Genomic DNA, 18,579 nt, shown 5'->3' on the forward strand with positions numbered 1-18,579 from the left:
TTGACGAGCACACTGAGCCCGATCACGGAGGCGAGCAATTGACTGGCGGCAGCGCCGGCATCCCGATCCGCACCTAATTGCCGAAAAACGGCTTCGATCTGGCCTTCTCGTTGATGAACGCAGCCGGGTGGCGGTCACGGAAAGCGGCCCATCAACAACATGAGGAGTCCTTTCGATCTTCCGGGTTTTCGGCTGGACTGGTTGTCCCGCCTAAAAAGTCGGACCCCTCTGCGATGCTTTTCTTATGGCAGGGAACCGGGGAGCACAGCTGATCGGATCGGGCGCGCCGTCGGGCGGCGCGGGTCCGGATGTTGCTGTCCCGGGCGTCCAGGTGCGGGACCTGATCGATGCCGTGCACTCGCTTCGGCCGGGCCCCGCGAACGCCGCGGCACCGGACGGGGGCACCGAACTTACCGGCCGCACCGAACCGGCCGACTGTGCCGAGTTGATCAACCTCTTGCGTGGGCTTGAGGACCTGAAGTCCGCCGCCTCGGCCGCGCAGGCGAGGATCGCGGTCGCGTTCGATGCCGCCCGGCGCAGCGCCGACGCGGCCGCGGGTGTCCCGGCCGAGGAACGCGGACGCGGAGTCGCGGCCCAGGTGGCCCTGGCCCGGCGGGAATCCCCCGCGCGCGCCTCCCGGCTCCACGGACTCGCCACAGCCCTCGTGGGCGAAATGCCGCACACCCTCGCCGCCCTCGAGACCGGACGGCTCAACGAATGGCGCGCCACGTTGGTGGTGAAGGAAACGGCCTGCCTGTCCGCCGAGGACCGCTGCGCCGTGGATGAGGAACTGGCCGCCGACACCGGAGTCTTCGACGGCGCCGGAGACAAGGCCATCATCGCCGCGGCCCGGGCCGCGGCCTACCGCCGCGACCCGCGCTCGGTCACCCGGCGGGCGGCACGTGCCGCCGAGGAACGGCACGTGAGCCTGCGCCCGGCCCCGGACACCATGACGTATTTGACCGCGCTGCTCCCCGTCGCCCAGGGCGTGGCCGTGCACGCGGCCCTGTCCCGGCACGCCGACACCCTCCGCTCCGGCGGGGAGACCCGGTCCCGGGGGCAGATCATGGCCGATGCCCTGGTCGAACGCACCACCGGCACCCCCGGCGGGATCACCGGGGTCGAAGTCCAGCTCGTCATGACCGACCGCACCCTGTTCCAGGGCGACGCCGAACCGGCACGCCTGCCCGGCTACGGCATCGTCCCCGCCGCCTGGGCCCGGACACTCCTCACGGCGAGCGAGCCGGAGAGCGGTCAGGAACTCAAGCTCTGGCTCCGGCGGCTCTACACCGCCCCCGGAACCGGGGAGCTCGTCGCCGCGGATTCGCGGGCGCGGCTCTTCCCGGCAGGCATGCGCCGCTTCATCCAGGCCCGGGACAACACCTGCCGGACCCCCTACTGCGACGCACCCATCCGGCACTTCGACCACGTCGTTCCCTGGCACAACGGCGGCACCACCAGCCTGGCCAACGGCGCAGGCCTGTGCGAAGCCTGCAACCACACCAAAGAACTCCCCGGCTGGATGGCAGAAACAAGCCCCGGGACACGGCACGTCCTGGACATCCGCACCCCCACCGGCCATACCTACCAATCAACAGCCCCACCCCTGCCCGGAACCGGGATACAAGGCACAGACCCTCCGCATTCCAAACGCCACCGACGCCGGCTCCGAGCACAAGCCAAGGCCCTCAAATACGCCCACGTCACCGAGCTACACGCCGCCGCCTGAGCGGCTCCGGCGCCCGGCGCGAACGCCGCCGGCTACGGCTTAACCGGGTTGCCCGGGAGGATCTCGGAGGGAACGGGCTGGGGCAACGGGAGCGTTGGGACCGCCGGCGTCGGGATCGTGACACCTCCCGGGCGGCCCTTGGTGATGTCATGCAATCCATTACGCGGATCCGGCTCGGACCCGGGCGCCGTAGTGCCGGGAGTGGCATGCGGCGATGGATGCTTGTTGTTGTTCTGGGCGTCGGGGCTGGAGGACTCCGGAGAAGGCGACGCCGGAATGCTTGTCCCCCTAGTAAGCATGGGACCAGGCTCCGGACGTGTTCCCTGTTGTTGCGGAGCCTTGCCGCCCGATCCAGGGCTGAGCTGCGAGACGACCGAACCCACCACGGCGCCCAAGTGTTCAATCGTTCCGGGAATGCCGCCGTCGGACGCGGCCGCTGCGGTAGCTCCGGCGGCAAGGGAAGCCGCAACGGCAACAGCGGCGAAGGTCAAACGGCCCTTTTTGCGGCGACGGGCGGCCAGTTCGTCAATAGGTGTAGCCGCGGCGCCGGAAGCCGCCACAGCATTCTCCACAGCGGTAACAGCCTCAACCGGCGCAACGGCTTCAACCGGCGCGGCCGCGACGCGGGCAGGTGCCATCAAGGCTTGCACAGCCGCCGATGGCTGCGGCCGGCTGCTCGCGAGGGCGCGCAGTTCCAGCAACTCGGTCCGGATCTCGTACGCTTCGTCGAGCCCGGCTTCAGCAAGCAGGCGGTCAATGCCTTGCTCACCGAAAGATGCGGATTTTTCGCTCATGATGTGCCATTCCTTAGTAGTGCACGTTCTCTCAGTGCACTCAATGCCCTGCGCTGCAACTGCTTCACGGCTCCTTGGGACTTGCCCATGATGGCCGCTGTTTCTTCCAACGACAGGTCCGCCACAACCCGTAGTGCCAGGACCTCCCGGTAATCGGGGTTGAGGCCGGCCAGTAGCTCGGTTACGCCCAGTCCTTGCCCATGCCCGAATGCCTGGTCCTCGGCCGAAGGCGTTCGCCGCGAATCCAGATCGGATTCGTAGGGCGCGGAGTCAGGGGTGCGTTCCCGCTTGCGATAGTGATCCACCATTCGCGCGTGCGCTATGGAAAAGAGCAGGGTCTTAGCCCCCTGAAGACCTCCTCGGAGGGTATCCAGTTTGGGATAGAGAGCCAGGAACACGTCCTGGGTAACTGCTTCCGGATCGTCTACGCCGCGGGCGCGAAGGTATCCAAACACCGGTCCGGAAAACTCGTTGTAGGCAGCAGTGAAGAGCAGAGCGGGATCGTCCTCGTCCGCCTGCAAATATTCATCAGCCAAAGGGTCCAGCACCCGCGACCCCTCCATCCCACGCAGCGCGGTCATCGTCCCTGGCCTGGGAATGACCACTGCTGCAGTCTGTTGCGTCGCGGGGCTCCTTGTCATTTAGCCAAGGAGCCCCGCCGTTCAAGCGTAGCCGCAGTGTTACGGGCTGACTGAATCGGACGGCACCTGCACAGGCGCGGTCGGCACGTGGGACGGGACAGCCGGCACGGCAGGCACAGCGGGGACGGCCGGTGCGGACGGCACTGCGGGAACAGCCGGTACGGCAGGCACTGCGGCGTTTCCGTCGGCGTCTGCCTTGGCGGAAGCGGATCCGTCAGCCTTCAAGCCGGCAGCCTTGCCTTCAGTCACAACAGTTGCGCAGTGTGCGTTGACGTTGGCCTCGCCGCCAGCGGCAACAACCAGTGAGGAGTAGCCGGGCACCTTGGCATCGCCCTTCAGGCCGCCGTTGAGGAGAGCGGTGCAGAGGCCGAACGCCTCAGGCGAGGTGGCCTTGGCGGAAGCGGCTGCTGCGGCGGCCTTGGACTTTGCGTCGGCCACGGCATCCGAGGCCTTGGACTTTGCGTCGGCCACGGCGTCGGTGGCCTTGGACGTTGCCATCTGGGACGCGCCAGCCGTCTTGGACAGTGCGGACTCGGCCGCTTTGGTCGCGACCGGAGCCGGGGCACCGACCAGTTCGTGGGCGCTCTGCTGCAGGCCGCTCGGAAGTGCTCCGTTGAAGGCTGCTACGCCGGTTCCGCCAACCGCGACAGCTCCGGCGGCGAGGACGCCTGCGGCGATTTTGCTGGTGGCAAGGACAGTGAACAAGGACATGAAACCCTCCGACAAACGTTTTGGGACTGCTCCGGCAGCGGCTTTGTCGCTACCGGATGATCAGTGCGGACGTTGTCCACACTCCCCTTACATCGTTGGGGGTCCCGGGGAGGTTACGCCCGATCCAAAAAACTTTCAGGCGAACTGGCAGTAGATGACCTTTCCCAAGCGTTTTGGGGTCATTTGATGCCAGTTCGCGCCGGTCAGGCCAGCGCCCTGGCCTGCTCAATCAGCTTGAGTACCTCCACCGGCCCGGCCGGATCCACGGGGAGCGGCAAGGCGGAGGCGGCACCGCCGTCGGCGATCTTCTCCCCAAGGATCCGATAGAACTCCTGGTAGGCGCCGCGCTCAGTGGGTACCGCGGACCGAATGCCATCGATTTCCAGGGTGCCGTAGTGCTGCGGATCATCGACGCCGTATCCGGCATCTGTGGGTAGCCCGCCTGCCAGGATGAACGGCTCCTGGGGATCGATTCCGTACTTCACGAAGCCCCCTTCGCTGCCGAGGATGCGGAATCGTGGTGCGTGAAGCTGGCTGTTGACGTTCATGGCGACGTGGCTGATCACACCGGAAGCGTGCTTCAGGACCAGGAAGACGTCGTCATCGGCTTTTTCCTGCGGCCGTCGCGCGAGGATTTCAGCATGGGTGACCTCTGCGGGACCGAACATCTGGAGAGCCAGGTCCAGCAGGTGGGTTCCCAGGTCGAAGAGCAGCCCACCGCCGTCGTCGGCCGTAGCGCTTGCCTTCCACGCTTTGCTGATTTCCGGCGCCCAACGCTCCATCGACGCCTCGCAGCGCATGACCTCGCTCAGCGTCCCGGCGTCGAGCAGCTTCTTCACCGTGAGGGCGTCGCCGTCCCAGCGGCGGTTTTGGTAGACGGTGAGCACTCGGCCCAGCCTCGCCGCCAGCTCGATCAGCTCCTGCCCCTGCGCGCTGCTCACGGCGAAGGGCTTGTCCACGACGACGTCGAGCCCGGCTTCGAGCGCGGCCTTCGCGAGTGGGTGATGGGTCGCGGGAGGCGTGCCGAGCACCACGAGGTCCAGCTCACCGGCCAGGGCCAAAACGTCTTCCGGACTGTCCACGATCCTCGTGCCGGGATACCGTTCCTGCGCTTTGGCCTTACGGCCGGCGTCCGAAGTAGCGATGACGTCGAGGGAATACGCGGGATCGGCTGCGATGAACGGCGCGTGAAAGACGCTGCCGGAGAGGCCAAAGCCGACGACGGCGGTACGGATCGGTGAGAGGGTCATGCCGCTACGCTACCGGGCCAAGGCAGCCCGGCGAAGGTTTTGTCAGCAGTCCCGCAACAGCCGCGTAACGAGTTCGCGCCACGACGCCGCGAGGCGCTCCGACGGGACTCCGTGGGCGCGAAGGGAATGGAGCATGCGCTCGGGATCCAGGGTGGCGCCAAGGGAAAGAGCCAAAAGCCAAGGATCGCGGTCCAGGCCCGCTTCCCGCAGCAGCATCTCGATGTGCCGGTGCCACAACACGACGGGCGGGGCGTCGTGCCGGTTCTGGGGGGAATGCTCCGCCGCGGCACGGGCCAGCTCGCCGTATTCTTCGACATATTTGATGCGCGCTTCGCCGAACGCAATGAGGCGTTCACAGGGGGGCGCCCCGGGGCCCAGCGGCGGCGGACCGAAGATGAACTCGCGCTGGAACTCGGCTTCGGCGTCGCTCAGGAGGGTCATCATGAGTCCTGCCCTGCTGCCGAAACGGCGGAAAACAGTTCCTTTCCCGACGTCGGCCCTGCACGCGAGCATGTCCATGGTGACGGCGTCCACGCCATGTTCGGCAACGAGATCCCGCGCAGCTTGAAGGAGCCGTTCGCGGTTGCGCGCGGCGTCGCTGCGCTCCGGCTGCGTCCCGAAAGGCGATCCGGGCCGGATGGGGATGAGGCTCACAAAAACATTCTAGCCTCGGGAATATTAAGCGGACCGCAGTCCGTTTAGAATCTACGAAGGCAGCAAAAGCCTCCAAAACCGAGCGCCTGCGGCACCGTCCGCGGCCAGACCCAAGGAGTTCCCATGTCCAAGAACACCGTTCTCGCCCTTGTTGGCAGCCTCCGCGCCGATTCCCACAACCGCAAGCTCGCCGAAGCCATCCAGCTGAACGCCCCGGAAAACGTCGAGGTACAGATCCACGGCTCCCTCGGCAACATCCCGTTCTACAACGAAGACATCGACGTCGAAGGCAAGGTTCCGGCCGAAGCCGCGGCTTTGCGTGCCGCAGCAGCCAAAGCTGACACGCTCCTGTTTGTCACGCCCGAACACAACGGCACCCTGACCGCTTCCCTCAAGAACGCCATCGACTGGCTGTCCCGCCCCTACGGCGCCGGCGCCCTCGCGGGCAAGCCGACCGCCGTCGTCGGGACCGCTTTTGGCCAGTTCGGTGGCGTGTGGGCACAGGACGAGGCCCGCAAGGCCGCCGGCATCGCCGGCGCCAAGGTCCTCGACAACGTCAAGCTCGCCGTTCCGGGCTCCATGGTCCGCTTTGCCGAACTGCACCCCAAGGACGACACCGAAGTTGTTGAGCAGATCAAGGCCATCTTTGAGCCCCTGACCGCTGTCCAGGAAGAAGAAGCAGCAGCCTAGTTCCGCGGTTCGCTCGGCGTGCCGCGAGAATGCCCCTGTCCCGCCGTTGAGGCGTGGGCGGGGGCATTCCGGCGCTACGATGGCGGCATGGCCGACTACAACCGCCACCCTGAAGTCGATGCCTACCTCGGGGCCCTCCCGGACTGGCAACGCACCATCGCAGGGCAACTACGCGACCTCATCCACGAAGCCGAGCCCGAAATCGTCGAAACCATCAAGCGCCGCACTCGGCCTTACTTCGTCCTCGACGGTAACGTCTGCGCGCTGCTCGCAGCTAAGGACCACATCAACCTGTTCCTATACGACGGCGCAATCGTCCCCGACCCTGACAACATCATCACATCGGGGCACGATAACAAGACCGCCCGAATGATCGCCTTCCACCAAAACGACGAGATTCCGCGTGCACCGCTCGTCACCATGCTGCGGCGGATCGTGGCGAACAACCGCGCCGGCGGCTGGCGGAAGATCAAAGAGACCGACTAGCCGGAACGCCCTGCGAAACGGAAGCAAGAGGCACCTCACCGCTACCATTCCGTGACTGAGCTGAGGCCGAACCGTCATGGACGGAACGGCCCACACCCGTGCGGCCAGCCGTAACGTTGAGATACAGGCACCGAGGGTGGTCAGGGCAGGAGCGGGGGCTGTCATGCGGATCGGACGCGGCGTGGAATGCACGACGGCGGCGATCGCCGCGCTATGTCTATCCCTCGCGCTCTGCGTGGCTGGCTGCGCCTCACCCGGCGGCGGCGATCCGGGCGGGTCACGCTCAGCACCACCAGCTTCACCCGACTCCGTGCAGCCGACGCAGGAGCCGGTAGCCGGGCCGATTCCCATGCCCCTCCCGGCACCTCCCCCGTACATCAACCCCCCGCCCGCGGCATCGCTCCCAAGCTCGGCGAGCCCGAAGGCACCCGTAGCCGCCCCGGCTCCCTTGCCTCTCCCAACCGCCGGCGAATCGACCGGAACCACCGTGTATTTCGTGGCAATCGGCGACGGCGGCAGCCGCGGTGTGCGGTTCGGCTGTGACGACAGCCTCGTGGCTGTCCACATCACCACCCCTTCGGGCAGCGACCCGCTGGCCGCGGCAATGGCGCAGCTGCTGGCGCCCGATGGAACCGCGTCCCGGGAAGGTTTGTACAACGCGCTCTCTGGTTCCGCGCTGCGGTACGTTTCGGGCTACCTGGACGGCACCACCGCCGTCGTGAACCTGAGCGGGTCCCGTCGCCCTGGAGGCGTGTGCGACCACCCGCGGATCGAAACCCAGCTGGCGCAGACCGCCGTGGCGGCTACGGGAGCATCCCAGGCCGCGATCTACATCGACGGGAACATCCTGGCGGACGTCTTGAGCTTGCGCTGAGGCGGCCCGCTACTCGAATAGCGCGTCCATATCTGCGTAGCTCCGGGTTCCGGCGAGGCCCGACCAGTTTCCATCGCCAAGAACTTCCATTGCCAGCCTGGAGACCTTCGCGTAGGCCGCCCGGGCAGTGCTGCCGCCAATGCTGATTCGCCGCACGCCGACGTCGTGCAATTCGCCGGGCGACGGCGAACCCAAGCCGGCCAGGGCATTGAGCGGTGCGCTGATCCGCCGGGAAAGTTCGTGCAGAATATGGAGATCCGTCACCCCCGGCACGAATATTCCGTCGGCCCCTGCCCGCTGATAGGCATCCGCACGGCGCAGCGTTTCCTCATATGCTGTGTCCGGAAACTTTCCAGACCAATAGGTGTCCGTACGCGCATTGATGAACAGTCCGACGCCCGCGTCCTCGGCCGTCTGCCTGATCAGGGCGATTCGCCTGGACTGTTCGGCGATCTCGCTCAGCGGCTGGTCCGCTGAGTCCTCGATATTTATCCCGACGGCGCCCGCGTCCAGCACTGCTCGAACCGTAGCCTGGAGTTCTTCGTCCGTACGCCCGTACCCGGTCTCGATATCCGCAGTCACCGGCAAGCGGGTGGCCTTCGCAATCCGCGACAGTGCTTCCATCGCGAGTTGCCGCGGAAGGTGGTCCCCATCCCGGTACCCCAGGCTCCAGGAGACTGCCGAGCTGGAGGTCGCCACCGCCGTCGCTCCCGCTTCCTCGACCATCCGGGCAGATGCCGCATCCCACGCATTCACCAGCACCAACGGTGCATGCGGCGCGGCATGGAGCTCGCGGAAACGGAGGGCCTTGGATTCGAGTTCGGGATGCATCGTCATGGCTCTATTCCAGCCTCCCCGCGTCAGCACGTAAAGCGCTTCGCACCGCGAATCCCTAAATTGGGATGAAACATCCGTTGCTCAGTTGGCAACTCCGGGGAGTATCCTTTCAATGTGACCCACGAAACATTGGACGCCGGGCCCGAGTTGCCCGCCGAAGCAATCGACGCAATAGAGCGAGCAGCAACTGCCGCCCACCGCCACGAGGAACTTTTCTCGGAGCGCGCCGCCAACATCAAGCAATCCGCCGTGCGTGACGTCTTCGACATTTCAATGCGGCCCGGACTCGTCTCCCTCGCCGGCGGAAATCCCTATCTGCAGTCCCTGCCCCTCGAGAAGCTCGGCCAAACCGCGGCCCGGATCATCGCGGAAGAAGGCATGACGGCCCTGCAGTATGGCGGCGGCCAAGGCACCGAGGAACTGCGGACCCAAATTTGCGAGATCATGGCCGCGGAGGGCATCCTGGACGCCCGGCCGGAGAACGTGGTGATCACCGCGGGTTCCCAGTCGGCCCAGGACGTGGCCACGAAGGTCTTCTGCAACCCCGGTGACGTCGTCCTCGTGGAGAACCCCACCTATGTGGGTGCACTGAACACTTTCGAGGCGTACCAAGTCCAGGTTGAGACAGTGGACATGGACGACGACGGCTTGGTCCCGGAACTCCTCGAAGCCAAGATCGCGGCGCTTCAGGCCGAGGGCAAGACCATCAAGTTCCTCTACACGATCCCCAATTTCAACAACCCCTCCGGCATCACACTTGCTCCGAGGCGGCGTCAGCGGATCGTCGATATATGCCGCAATGCGAATATCCTGGTTCTCGAGGACAACCCCTACGGCCTTTTGCGCTTCGACGGCCACCCGTTGGAACCAATGCGGGCTGCGAACGAACACGATGTCATCTACATGGGCTCGTTCTCCAAGATCTTCGCCCCAGGACTGCGGATCGGATGGGCCCTGGTACCCGAGCACTTGCAGCGGCGCTTCTACCTGGCCTCTGAAGCCGTGACGCTGTGCCCTCCCACCCTGAACCAGATGATCATCTCGGCATATCTTCGGGACTACGACTGGCGCGGGCAGATTGACACTTACCGGGCCCTGTACGAGGAACGCTGCAACGCCCTGCTGGTGGCGCTGGAGGAGCACATGCCTTCCGGCCTCAGCTGGACCAGGCCCGAAGGAGGTTTCTTCGTCTGGGTCACACTGCCCGACGGCATCGACACCTATCCGCTGCTCAAGAAGGCGATCGATGCTGGGGTCGTGTTCATCCCCGGCGCGGCGTTCACGCACTCTGACGAACCATCCAACAAACTGAGGTTGGCTTTCAGCGCAGTGCCACCGGAGTCCATCGCCGAAGGCGTCCGCCGATTGGCGCCGGTTTTGCAGGAAGCCATTGATGTCATCAGCAAAGGAGCAGGGATATGAGCGGAATAGTCCTCGTCGGAGTCGACGGCAGCGCAACAGCAAGGCGGGCCGCCGATTCGGCAAAGAATTTGGCGACGGCACTGGGCGCGGAATTGCGCGTCATCACCGCTTTTGAAGGCGCCCACGTGGAGGTCGTCGAAAGCGGAGGCGACAAGTGGATTCTCTCCGACGCCGACGCCGCGGAGAAGGTTGCCGGCAAGGTGGCCGCGGAACTCGCCTCCGATCAGTTGACCACAAGCTATGGAGCTGTCTTCGGCAAAGCCGGCGAGGCCTTGGTCAAGGAAGCCGAGCGTGTGGGTGCCCAAGTGATCGTAGTCGGCAACCGCCGTATGCAGGGACTGGCCAGGGTTCTCGGCAGCGTTGCCAACACGGTGGCACACAATGCGCCGTGCGACGTCTACATCGCCAAGACTGACGAACCTTAAACGACTCCCCGGCCCCGGGGGCTTTGACGGGGATCACGCGTTGTGGTGGGCGGTCTCACCCCGATTTTGGCCGTGCGGCTAGGACGCCGCCGGTAAAATTGAGGTGGCCCCCAAGGGCGCGAGCCGCCCATCACAACAACCCGTAGGGGATCCCTTTTGCTTACTCTGCAGCCGCGCCAACGCGTCGGACACGATATCCTGCTTGCCCGCCACGGCAACCACATCAGCTCCATGCGCTTCGACCGGGCAAATGACCGCATCGTGGCGCTACTTGACGACGGCTCGGTCGACAGCGCTCCGAACATGATCTCTCCGTTTCTCCAGATGCCGGAGACGTTCCGCAGCATCCTTCGTTCCGACTGGAAGTTGTTGCTCGTGGTTGCTTCCGCGATGCTCGCCGTCGGAGCCCTGGCCATGGTCCTGTCATTTGGCATGATCGGCAGCATGAGCGACCAGCAACTGCGCGACCTTGCGCTCAGTTACACGTCCTACTAGTTCAGCCAACCGTGCAGGACCCCCCAAAGTCCTGCAACCCCGCCCTGCTTAGTCAAGCAGCAGAGCGGGCTCTTCGAGGATGGACGCGACGTCGGCCATGAAGCGGGCAGAGAGGTCACCGTCCACCACCCGGTGATCGAACGAACCGCCGAGCGTGGTAATCCAGCGGGGGATGACCTCGCCGTCGAGCACCCAGGGCTTTTGCTTGATAGTGCCGAACGCGACGATCGCCACCTCGCCCGGGTTGATGATGGGCGTTCCGGTATCGATACCGAGGGCGCCAATGTTCGTGATGGTCAGCGAGCCGCCCTGCATCTGCGCGGGCTGGGTCTTGCCCGCGCGTGCCGTACTGGCCAGCTCGTTGAGCGCGAGGGCCAGTTCCTTGAGGGAAAGGTCCTGGGCATCCTTGATATTCGGCACCATGAGCCCGCGCGGGGTTGCTGCGGCAATACCGAGGTTCATGTAGTGCTTGACGTGGATCTCCGCGTTGCCGTTGCCGTCTGCGTTCTCCACCCAGGTCGCGTTAACGCTCGGATTGCGGGCGGCGGCCCAAATAACGGCCTTCGAGAGGATCAGCAGCGGCGATACCTTGATGCCCTCAAAGTCCCTGGAGGCCTTGAGCCGCTTGACGAACTCCATCGTGCGGCTGGCGTCGACATCCACGAAAATGCTCACATGCGGGGCCGTGAATGCTGATTCCACCATGGCCTTCGCGGTGGCCTTGCGGACGCCCTTGACGGGGATCCGTTCCACTCGCTGATCCTGCGGTTTCTTGGTCGCACCCCAGAACTTGTCCGCTTGGTCCACCTCGGCATCGCGCTGGGACTGGTAGCTGACCAAGTCCTCGCGGGTCACTTCGCCGCGGGCTCCCGTGGGAACGACGTCGGCCAGGTCAATCCCGAGTTCGCGGGCGATCTTGCGCACCGGAGGCTTGGCCAACACCCGGTTGACGAGGCCGCTGACCGTTGCGCCGAGGCCAGTGAGACCCGGCGCCTGGCCTGCAGGTCCTTGGTTTGCGGCTCCCTGGCTTATGGGCGCGGGCTGCTGTTCGGCGACGGGGGGCAGGGCCGGAGCAGCCGGCTCAACGACGGGCTCGACGACGGCGGGTGCCGTGCGCGGCGCGGCCACGGATGCAGCGGCGGTGCCTTCCGTGCGCTTGCGCGGGCGGCGCTTGACGGCGTCGGCCTTTGGACCTGAGCCAACCAGCGGACCGCCGGCCGGACCGCCGTCGGACGTTCCGGCGTCGTCGGGCAACTTGCCGTACATCAGGGTCTCTTCGAGCTGTTCAGCGGCAGGCTCAGCGGCGGGTGCCGGCACGGCCGTGGCCGTGGGCGAAGCCGGGGCGGGGTCGGGTTCTCCCGGCGCGTTGTCCGAAATGCCGATAATCGCCGTTCCGACTTCAACCGTGATGCCTTCGGCGACAAGCAATTCCGCCACGGTACCGGCATACGGAGACGGTAATTCCACGAGGGACTTCGCGGTCTCGATCTCGCAGATGACGTCGTTGATGGCCACGGTATCGCCGGGCTTGACCTTCCAGGAGACGATTTCCGCCTCGGTCAGGCCTTCGCCGACATCCGGCAGGTTGAATTTCTTAACAGTCACTTAGGTCCTCGATCTCGGCTGGCCCGTCCGCTGGGCGGCGGGTGCAATCAGGGGTGGCTAGTAGGCCAGGGAACGGTCCAGGGCTTCGAGGAGCTTGTCGATGTCCGGCAAGTAGTCCTCTTCCACCTTCGCCACGGGATACGGCATGTGGAAACCGCCCACGCGGATCACCGGAGCCTCAAGGTGCAGGAAGGCGCGCTCACTGATCCGCGCAGCGATCTCGCCGCCTATCCCCCCGAATGTCGGGGCCTCGTGCGCCACAATCAAGCGGCCGGTCTTCTTGACGGAGGCGGTGACGGTGTCGAAATCGATGGGGGAAATCGAGCGAAGGTCGATCACCTCGATGCTGCGCCCGTCCTCTTCCGCCGCCGCTGCGGCGGCCAGGGCGACCGGTACCAGCGGCCCGTAGGCCACGATGGTGGCGTCGGAGCCTTCGCGCACGACGTGCGCCTGGAACGGGTCCGACGCCGGTCCTGGGTTTTCGGTGTCCACCTCGCCCTTGAGCCAATAGCGGCGCTTGGGCTCGAAGAAGATGACCGGGTCCGTGCAGTCAACAGCCTGCTGGATCATCCAGTAGGCATCGTGGGCATTGGACGGGGTGATGATGCGCAGGCCGGCCGTGTGGGCGAACAGCGCTTCCGGCGATTCGGAGTGATGTTCGATCGAGCCGATTCCGCCGCCATAGGGTATGCGGATGACCACGGGAACCGTCAGCTTGCCGCCGCTGCGCGAATGCATCTTGGCCAGCTGCGTGGTGATCTGGTTGAAGCCGGGGAACACAAAACCATCGAACTGGATTTCGCAGATCGGACGGTAGCCGCGCAAGGCCAGGCCTATGGCGGTGCCGACGATGCCGGACTCCGCCAGCGGGGTATCGACTACCCGGTCTGCACCGAACTCCCTGATCAGTCCATCGGTCACGCGATAGACGCCGCCCAGCGGCCCGATGTCTTCTCCCATGAGCAAGGACTTCGGACTGTTGGTGAGCGAGGCACGCAGGCCTTCGTTGATGGCCTTGGCAATGGTCATGGTGGTCATCAGTTGCCTGTCCCCTCTTCCTCGTCGCCTTCGAATCCGGCGGAGTATTCCTCGAACCAAGCAAGTTCCTCAGCCACCAGCGGGTGCGGTTCGGCATAGACCCCCGCGAATGACTCGCGGAAGTCCGGGCCCTGCAGGCTTTGCGTGGTGCTGCGGACATGGGCAGCGAGTTTGTCGCCTTCAACCTTGACTTGCTCAAAGAAAGCTTCATCGGCCAGGCCTTCGCTACGAAGGTACTTCTCGAGGCGATCCAAGGGATCCTTGCCGCGCCATGCCTTTTCTTCGGCGGACTCGCGGTACTTGGTGGGATCGTCCGCCGTGGTGTGGGCACCGACGCGATACGTATATGCCTCAATGAGCACCGGGCCGCGGCCTTCGCGTGCGTGTTCAAGCGCCCACTCGGTGACCGCATGGACTGCGATGACGTCGTTGCCGTCCACCCGGATGCCCGGGAAGCCGTATCCCTTGGCCCGGTTGAACAGGGGAACCTTGGTTTGGACCTCGGTGGGGACCGAGATGGCCCAGTGGTTGTTCTGGCAGAAGAACACCACTGGAGCGTTGTAGGACGCCGCGAAGACCATGGATTCGTGGACGTCGCCTTCGGAGCTGGCACCGTCGCCGAAATAGGCCACAACAGCAGCCTTCGGGTCATTGGAACCGTTGGCATCCGCAAGTTTCTGGTCCCGCTGGATTCCCATGGCGTAACCGACTGAATGCAGCGTCTGGGCCGCAAGCACGAGGGTATAGAGATGGAAGTTGTTCTCGGTGGGATCCCAGCCACCGTTGGAAATTCCGCGGAAGAGCTTCAGGAGTTCCGCCAGATCCACATCACGGGTCAAGGCAACGCCGTGCTCCCGGTATGTGGGGAAGATGTAATCCTGCCGCTGAGTGGCGCGTCCGGAACCGATCTGGGCGGCCTCCTGGCCGGTGAGGGGAACCCAAAGAGCCAGCTCGCCTTGGCGCTGAAGGGCGGTGGCCTCCTGGTCGAAGCGGCGGACCTTGGCCATGTCGGCGTAAAAGCCCCGAAGCTGCTCAGGATCAAGGCGCTTGGCGTAGTCCGAGAAGACGGGATCCGTCCCTAGCTTGCCGTCCGGCCCCAGCAGCTGGATCATCTCGGCAGCGGGATCGCTCGAAGCGCCTCCCGCCGGAGACTGCTGACCCAGTCCTGTTCCGTTGATCCCGGGGGTGGGCAGTTGAGTTGCGCCCATTCCGTCTCCTTGCCTGCCGCAGCCCGATGCTGAGCAATATTCGCTGATATATGCCGATTCCGGAATGCATTCCGGAATCGGCATATCTTGGCTTTCGTCCCTTACTTTATCCGCAGTAGGGGACGCAGGGGCATTTGTTAACCGCTAGGAAGGTTGCGGCGCTTTTGTATAGGACGCACAGAGTTCCAGGAATCGGGTATTGGCCTCGACCTCTCCGATGCTGACCCGGACGCCTTCGTTGCCGAAGGCCCGCACGGACAACGCCCGCTCGCCTGCCAATCCGGCAAATTCGGCGCTATTCTCCCCAAGATTCAGCCACACGAAGTTGCCTTGAGCCTCGGGCACGAACCATCCCAGTTCCCGGAGCCCTGCGGTAACCCGATCCCGCTCGTCAACCAGGCTTTGTACCCTTTCCACAACTTGGTCGAAATTCTCCAACGAAGTAATGGCGGCGCGTTCGGCAATCTGCGAAACGGCAAACGGCGTGGCAGCGACCCGCAAGTGCTGGGTGAGGTCCGGACCGGAAACGCTGTATCCGACGCGCAGTCCCGCAAGGCCGTGAGCTTTGGAAAAGGTGCGGAGGACCACCACATTCGGGTACTTGCGGTACAACTTGATACCGTCAACGGCGTTCTCGTTCCTGACGAACTCCTGGTAGGCCTCATCGATAACAACGACGACGCCCGCGGGCACTGACTGGATGAACCGTTCGGTTTCCTCGGCGGTGAGGATGGGACCCGTGGGGTTGTTCGGCGTGCAAAGCAGAATCACCTTGGTGCGGACGGTCACGGCAGCCGCCATGGCTTCGAGATCGTGGCGCCCGTCCGAAAGCAACGGGATCTGGACGCTGTCAGCTCCGACCAACCCTACGCAGATCGGGTAGGCCTCGAAGGAGCGCCAGGCATAGATAACCTCATCAGCCTTCCCGTCGTGGTTCTGTCCGGCGAAGGTGGCAAGGATCTGGTTCAGGGCCCCAAGGCTTCCGGCTCCGGTGACGACGTCGTCAGCGGGGATTCCCAGGAAGTCAGCGAGCGCCGTGCGCAGCTTGGTGGACAAAGGGTCCGGGTACCGGTTGATGTCCGACTGATCAGCGATTGCCTGGAGCACAGCGGGAATCGGGGGTAGCGGGTTTTCATTGGACGACAGTTTGTAACTGGTCAGGCCCTCTATCGCTGCGGGAGGCTTGCCCGCAGCATATTTGGGGAGCCTGTCCACAACCGGGCGGGGACGCACGCCCTCCGGTGTGTTGTCAGAAGAATTCATGGCACCAGCCTACTTGCAGGGCTTCGGGCCATGCTGGCAAGGCTTCTGGTCAGTGCGTGGAAAATTGGCGCATGTGGAACCGGCGCATACGGAACCGGCGCATGTGCGGCCAGCGCATGTGGAACCGGCGCATGTGAAAGCATGGGCGTATGGGTTCATTCATCGTGCGTGTCCTGATCAACGGGCTGGCCCTCTGGGTTGCCAGCTGGATTCTGCCGGGGATGGATATCTCCACTTCAGCGACGACCAACGCAGTGAGCAATGCGGGGGTCACCCAAGGCAGCGACACTTTGGGCGTGGTTCTTGCCTATCTCTTCATAGGACTCATTTTCGGCATCGTCAATGCCTTCGTGCGGCCTCTGGTCAAGCTGCTCTCCCTTCCGATCACGATCCTCACCCTCGGCCTGTTCACCATCGTCATCAACGCGGCCATGTTGTCCTTGACAGCGTGGCTCAGTAGCTACACGCCGGTACACCTCACCATCGACCGTTTCTTCTGGACCGCTGTTCTTGCGGCGATCATCATCAGCCTGATCTCCATGGTCGCCAGCTGGATTCCAGGCGGCAGGCGGTAAGTAGCCTTGGCCCAGCATGTTGCCCGGCTTTCCTCATCGTCCTCCCCGCGGCGCCGGCGGTGTTTCCCGGGTGAGCTTGAACCGGGTCGCTTTGACCACTCCACCAACGCCCAGTATTCCGCCCAGAGTTGCCGTGGAAGCGGCCAGTGACGGATCCGAGCTGAGCTGCACCAGCCTTGCCCCTTCCTCGTAGCGTGAGAGCTTGTGAGCCGGCCCAATGCCTTGGTCTTCGCCGGGTTCCAGGATCACCGGATTGGTCATGGTTACCGTAACTCTGTCCTTGGTGTCCGGATTCGCTTTGCCTTCCGCGCCGGGAACCCAATCCTGTTCGTGCTCCAAGTGCAGGCTCCCGATGCCGGCTTCCGGGGTGATCCCGCCGACGGGCGATCCAGCTGTCACTACAAACTTGAGGTCATACTCGGCGAGGAACGCTTTGTCCTTGCTCAAGTTCATGGCATGGATTCCCCCTTGGCTGTGGCCGACTGCCACCACCGTTTCGCCGGCCGCGGCGCCTGCCTCGAGCAACGCCTGACGGATGGCCTTGCTGGTTTCCGTCGAGTTGTATCCCAGCGCTTCGGCAATCCCGGCTTCGTCCAGTGGATTGCTGCCTCCGGGCGGATTGCCCGGCTGCGTGCCCGGGATCAAGACCACCCACGCCCCCGCTCCGTCCTTATCTACCTGCAGCACTTCTATTTCGCCATTTGAAGTAGTGCCGACGTGATCCAGTTCCCGGAGCATTCCGGCTGCCGACAGGTCCACGCTCTTGGTGGCGGTCTCTCCCGTGCTGACCGAAATAGGACGCGGCCTGAGGAAGGCGAATGCGGGGACCGCCACGATCGCTCTCAGGACGGCGCCCACATCAGTAGGTCCGACGATCGCCCCGGAAAGGTTCGCGGCTGCCGGGGGCAGGCCCATCATCAGTGTCAATATCCGGGTCAGATCCCGGACGGCTCCTTCTGTGGCGCCACTCGGGCCAAGGTCCAAGGGATTCGGACCAGTCATGAGGACTGGCATTCCCATGCCCATCCGCAGCCTGATCGCCGCATGTGATTCGGCAAACTCATATTCACGGTGGCTTGCCCTGACATCGTTGCCAATCCGCTGAAGCTGATCGCGGACGCGCCCAATGTCCCTGCCGCTCTCGCCGACGGCAATGATGGCGTTGCTTCCACTCGTGTAGGCCGAGGCCTGGTGCGGGAAGAGAGCCACCCTCACCGCTTCAGCTTCGACTTCGATGGCCTGCAGTTGGAGCACGAGTCCGTCAAGCGCGGCAGCGCCAGCAAGCAACTCTTCGAATTGGAAGCGGATTCCACCCACTCCGCCGCGTATCCGCAAAGTGCCATCCGTCCCGGGTATTCGAGGGTGGGGAGTTCCGCCCGCACCGATGGGAGCGACCTCGGCCATCAGAAGCCGGACTGTGGCTTCGATCCCACATTCCGGGCATGGCGGAGCGTCGCCGCAGCGGCCTCCCGCAAGCCATCACGTCCTCTTCGAAGGGAGGCGGCCTGCAAAGCCAGCGTTGTCCGGTACGCACGGCCGGCCGGCGACTCCCATTGCTCGAGTTGCAACTGCGCCAGCTTGGCAAGAACGGCGTCTGCTTGGTCCGCGCAGACGCTCATCCGCCATCCGAGCTTCTGGATCTCCCCGTCTCGCGAAATACATTGCTGCGAATCCAGATCCGTTCCTCCGGCCGCCATAAGAATGCCGCTCAAGACGTTGTCCTCCTCCATGTCCTTTGATGTTGTGGCAGTGACGCTACGTTGTGGTCCGGTGGCGCGGAACCGCCGCGACCGGCTATGTGGATAACCTGCCGGAAACACGCTGAGGAAGAGGAGGCCGCGATGTTATGCACATAGTGAGGTCCGGCTTGATGGCGCGAGCC

The 18,579-nt window shown here is 64.5% G+C and carries 20 protein-coding genes; 8 read left to right on the plus strand and 12 right to left on the minus strand.

All coding sequences use genetic code 11. The features are described from left to right. Positions 1-244 precede the first annotated feature (244 nt). On the plus strand, positions 245-1,729 hold the full coding sequence (locus tag AB0O52_RS09400; protein ID WP_364536602.1) for a DUF222 domain-containing protein: 1,485 nt from the start codon (positions 245-247) through the stop codon (positions 1,727-1,729). Between the two features lie 32 nt (positions 1,730-1,761). Here the strand turns inward: AB0O52_RS09400 and AB0O52_RS09405 are convergent, their stop codons facing one another. The 5 genes from AB0O52_RS09405 to AB0O52_RS09425 all read right to left on the minus strand — a co-directional run bounded on the left by AB0O52_RS09405 (position 1,762) and on the right by AB0O52_RS09425 (position 5,779). Beyond that, the gene (locus AB0O52_RS09405; RefSeq protein ID WP_364536605.1) at positions 1,762-2,523 is read right to left on the minus strand and encodes a hypothetical protein; all 762 of its coding nucleotides are present in this window, start codon (positions 2,521-2,523) and stop codon (positions 1,762-1,764) included. Beyond that, positions 2,520-3,071: a sigma-70 family RNA polymerase sigma factor gene (locus AB0O52_RS09410; protein WP_364536965.1), complete on the minus strand. Its 552-nt coding sequence runs from the start codon at positions 3,069-3,071 to the stop codon at positions 2,520-2,522. Before AB0O52_RS09410 ends, AB0O52_RS09405 begins: the two co-directional genes overlap by 4 nt. Before the next feature lie 132 nt (positions 3,072-3,203). After that, positions 3,204-3,875: a hypothetical protein gene (locus AB0O52_RS09415; protein ID WP_364536607.1), complete on the minus strand. Its 672-nt coding sequence runs from the start codon at positions 3,873-3,875 to the stop codon at positions 3,204-3,206. A gap of 203 nt (positions 3,876-4,078) precedes the next feature. After that, the gene (locus AB0O52_RS09420; RefSeq protein WP_364536610.1) at positions 4,079-5,125 is read right to left on the minus strand and encodes a Gfo/Idh/MocA family oxidoreductase; all 1,047 of its coding nucleotides are present in this window, start codon (positions 5,123-5,125) and stop codon (positions 4,079-4,081) included. A gap of 42 nt (positions 5,126-5,167) precedes the next feature. After that, positions 5,168-5,779 (minus strand): TetR/AcrR family transcriptional regulator, encoded by a 612-nt coding sequence (locus AB0O52_RS09425; RefSeq protein WP_364536613.1) that lies wholly within the window; start codon positions 5,777-5,779, stop codon positions 5,168-5,170. Between the two features lie 123 nt (positions 5,780-5,902). Here AB0O52_RS09425 and AB0O52_RS09430 point away from each other — a divergent pair, with 123 nt between their 5' ends. The 3 genes from AB0O52_RS09430 (at position 5,903) to AB0O52_RS09440 (ending at position 7,829) form a co-directional block, all read left to right on the plus strand. Further along, positions 5,903-6,469 (plus strand): NAD(P)H-dependent oxidoreductase, encoded by a 567-nt coding sequence (locus AB0O52_RS09430; RefSeq protein ID WP_364536616.1) that lies wholly within the window; start codon positions 5,903-5,905, stop codon positions 6,467-6,469. 87 nt (positions 6,470-6,556) lie between these two features. Next, positions 6,557-6,955 carry a DUF1801 domain-containing protein gene (locus AB0O52_RS09435; protein ID WP_364536619.1) on the plus strand — a complete coding sequence of 133 codons (399 nt, stop codon included), beginning with the start codon at positions 6,557-6,559 and terminating at the stop codon, positions 6,953-6,955. Between the two features lie 163 nt (positions 6,956-7,118). Beyond that, positions 7,119-7,829, plus strand: a complete 711-nt coding sequence (locus tag AB0O52_RS09440; protein WP_364536622.1) for a GerMN domain-containing protein — start codon at positions 7,119-7,121, stop codon at positions 7,827-7,829. A 9-nt stretch (positions 7,830-7,838) separates the two neighbouring features. On the opposite strand, the gene AB0O52_RS09445 is transcribed toward AB0O52_RS09440, so the two are convergent. After that, complete coding sequence (locus tag AB0O52_RS09445) at positions 7,839-8,666, minus strand: isocitrate lyase/phosphoenolpyruvate mutase family protein (RefSeq protein WP_364536625.1); 828 nt, start codon at positions 8,664-8,666, stop codon at positions 7,839-7,841. Between the two features lie 114 nt (positions 8,667-8,780). Between AB0O52_RS09445 and AB0O52_RS09450 the strand changes: the two genes are divergently transcribed. The 3 genes from AB0O52_RS09450 to AB0O52_RS09460 all read left to right on the plus strand — a co-directional run bounded on the left by AB0O52_RS09450 (position 8,781) and on the right by AB0O52_RS09460 (position 11,008). After that, positions 8,781-10,088 carry a PLP-dependent aminotransferase family protein gene (locus AB0O52_RS09450; RefSeq protein ID WP_364536628.1) on the plus strand — a complete coding sequence of 436 codons (1,308 nt, stop codon included), beginning with the start codon at positions 8,781-8,783 and terminating at the stop codon, positions 10,086-10,088. Further along, on the plus strand, positions 10,085-10,513 hold the full coding sequence (locus AB0O52_RS09455) for a universal stress protein (protein ID WP_364536631.1): 429 nt from the start codon (positions 10,085-10,087) through the stop codon (positions 10,511-10,513). The genes AB0O52_RS09450 and AB0O52_RS09455 overlap by 4 nt, the downstream gene beginning before the upstream one ends. A 156-nt stretch (positions 10,514-10,669) precedes the next feature. Next, a complete protein-coding gene (locus AB0O52_RS09460; RefSeq protein WP_364536634.1) occupies positions 10,670-11,008 on the plus strand; it encodes a hypothetical protein in 339 nt (112 codons plus the stop codon). A gap of 48 nt (positions 11,009-11,056) precedes the next feature. Here the strand turns inward: AB0O52_RS09460 and AB0O52_RS09465 are convergent, their stop codons facing one another. The 4 genes from AB0O52_RS09465 to AB0O52_RS09480 all read right to left on the minus strand — a co-directional run bounded on the left by AB0O52_RS09465 (position 11,057) and on the right by AB0O52_RS09480 (position 16,122). After that, positions 11,057-12,613: a dihydrolipoamide acetyltransferase family protein gene (locus tag AB0O52_RS09465; protein ID WP_364536637.1), complete on the minus strand. Its 1,557-nt coding sequence runs from the start codon at positions 12,611-12,613 to the stop codon at positions 11,057-11,059. Positions 12,614-12,670: 57 nt separating this feature from the next. Next, positions 12,671-13,651 carry an alpha-ketoacid dehydrogenase subunit beta gene (locus AB0O52_RS09470; protein ID WP_364536640.1) on the minus strand — a complete coding sequence of 327 codons (981 nt, stop codon included), beginning with the start codon at positions 13,649-13,651 and terminating at the stop codon, positions 12,671-12,673. Further along, entirely contained in the window at positions 13,651-14,859 is a 1,209-nt protein-coding gene (gene pdhA, locus AB0O52_RS09475; RefSeq protein WP_364536643.1) for a pyruvate dehydrogenase (acetyl-transferring) E1 component subunit alpha, read from the minus strand. The genes AB0O52_RS09470 and pdhA overlap by 1 nt, the downstream gene beginning before the upstream one ends. A 144-nt stretch (positions 14,860-15,003) precedes the next feature. After that, a complete protein-coding gene (locus tag AB0O52_RS09480) occupies positions 15,004-16,122 on the minus strand; it encodes a histidinol-phosphate transaminase (RefSeq protein ID WP_364536646.1) in 1,119 nt (372 codons plus the stop codon). A 149-nt stretch (positions 16,123-16,271) separates the two neighbouring features. Between AB0O52_RS09480 and AB0O52_RS09485 the strand changes: the two genes are divergently transcribed. Beyond that, positions 16,272-16,697 carry a phage holin family protein gene (locus AB0O52_RS09485; RefSeq protein WP_364536649.1) on the plus strand — a complete coding sequence of 142 codons (426 nt, stop codon included), beginning with the start codon at positions 16,272-16,274 and terminating at the stop codon, positions 16,695-16,697. A gap of 33 nt (positions 16,698-16,730) precedes the next feature. On the opposite strand, the gene AB0O52_RS09490 is transcribed toward AB0O52_RS09485, so the two are convergent. Next, the gene (locus tag AB0O52_RS09490) at positions 16,731-18,101 is read right to left on the minus strand and encodes a hypothetical protein (protein WP_364536652.1); all 1,371 of its coding nucleotides are present in this window, start codon (positions 18,099-18,101) and stop codon (positions 16,731-16,733) included. Further along, positions 18,101-18,409, minus strand: coding sequence for a hypothetical protein (locus AB0O52_RS09495; RefSeq protein ID WP_364536655.1), 309 nt, complete (start codon positions 18,407-18,409; stop codon positions 18,101-18,103). The genes AB0O52_RS09490 and AB0O52_RS09495 overlap by 1 nt, the downstream gene beginning before the upstream one ends. Between the last annotated feature and the right edge of the window lie 170 nt (positions 18,410-18,579).

The sequence above is a fragment of the Arthrobacter sp. NPDC080073 genome, from assembly GCF_040686575.1.
GTDB lineage: Bacteria > Actinomycetota > Actinomycetes > Actinomycetales > Micrococcaceae > Arthrobacter.

Coding starts and splice junctions, on each gene's coding strand:
- AB0O52_RS09400 (WP_364536602.1), top strand. CDS start 245: ATGGCAGGGAACCGGGGAGCACAGCTGATCGGATCGGGCGCGCCGTCG.
- AB0O52_RS09405 (WP_364536605.1), bottom strand. CDS start 2,523: ATGAGCGAAAAATCCGCATCTTTCGGTGAGCAAGGCATTGACCGCCTG.
- AB0O52_RS09415 (WP_364536607.1), bottom strand. CDS start 3,875: ATGTCCTTGTTCACTGTCCTTGCCACCAGCAAAATCGCCGCAGGCGTC.
- AB0O52_RS09420 (WP_364536610.1), bottom strand. CDS start 5,125: ATGACCCTCTCACCGATCCGTACCGCCGTCGTCGGCTTTGGCCTCTCC.
- AB0O52_RS09430 (WP_364536616.1), top strand. CDS start 5,903: ATGTCCAAGAACACCGTTCTCGCCCTTGTTGGCAGCCTCCGCGCCGAT.
- AB0O52_RS09435 (WP_364536619.1), top strand. CDS start 6,557: ATGGCCGACTACAACCGCCACCCTGAAGTCGATGCCTACCTCGGGGCC.
- AB0O52_RS09440 (WP_364536622.1), top strand. CDS start 7,119: ATGCGGATCGGACGCGGCGTGGAATGCACGACGGCGGCGATCGCCGCG.
- AB0O52_RS09445 (WP_364536625.1), bottom strand. CDS start 8,666: ATGACGATGCATCCCGAACTCGAATCCAAGGCCCTCCGTTTCCGCGAG.
- AB0O52_RS09455 (WP_364536631.1), top strand. CDS start 10,085: ATGAGCGGAATAGTCCTCGTCGGAGTCGACGGCAGCGCAACAGCAAGG.
- AB0O52_RS09470 (WP_364536640.1), bottom strand. CDS start 13,651: ATGACCACCATGACCATTGCCAAGGCCATCAACGAAGGCCTGCGTGCC.
- pdhA (WP_364536643.1), bottom strand. CDS start 14,859: ATGGGCGCAACTCAACTGCCCACCCCCGGGATCAACGGAACAGGACTG.
- AB0O52_RS09480 (WP_364536646.1), bottom strand. CDS start 16,122: ATGAATTCTTCTGACAACACACCGGAGGGCGTGCGTCCCCGCCCGGTT.
- AB0O52_RS09485 (WP_364536649.1), top strand. CDS start 16,272: ATGGGTTCATTCATCGTGCGTGTCCTGATCAACGGGCTGGCCCTCTGG.
- AB0O52_RS09490 (WP_364536652.1), bottom strand. CDS start 18,101: ATGGCCGAGGTCGCTCCCATCGGTGCGGGCGGAACTCCCCACCCTCGA.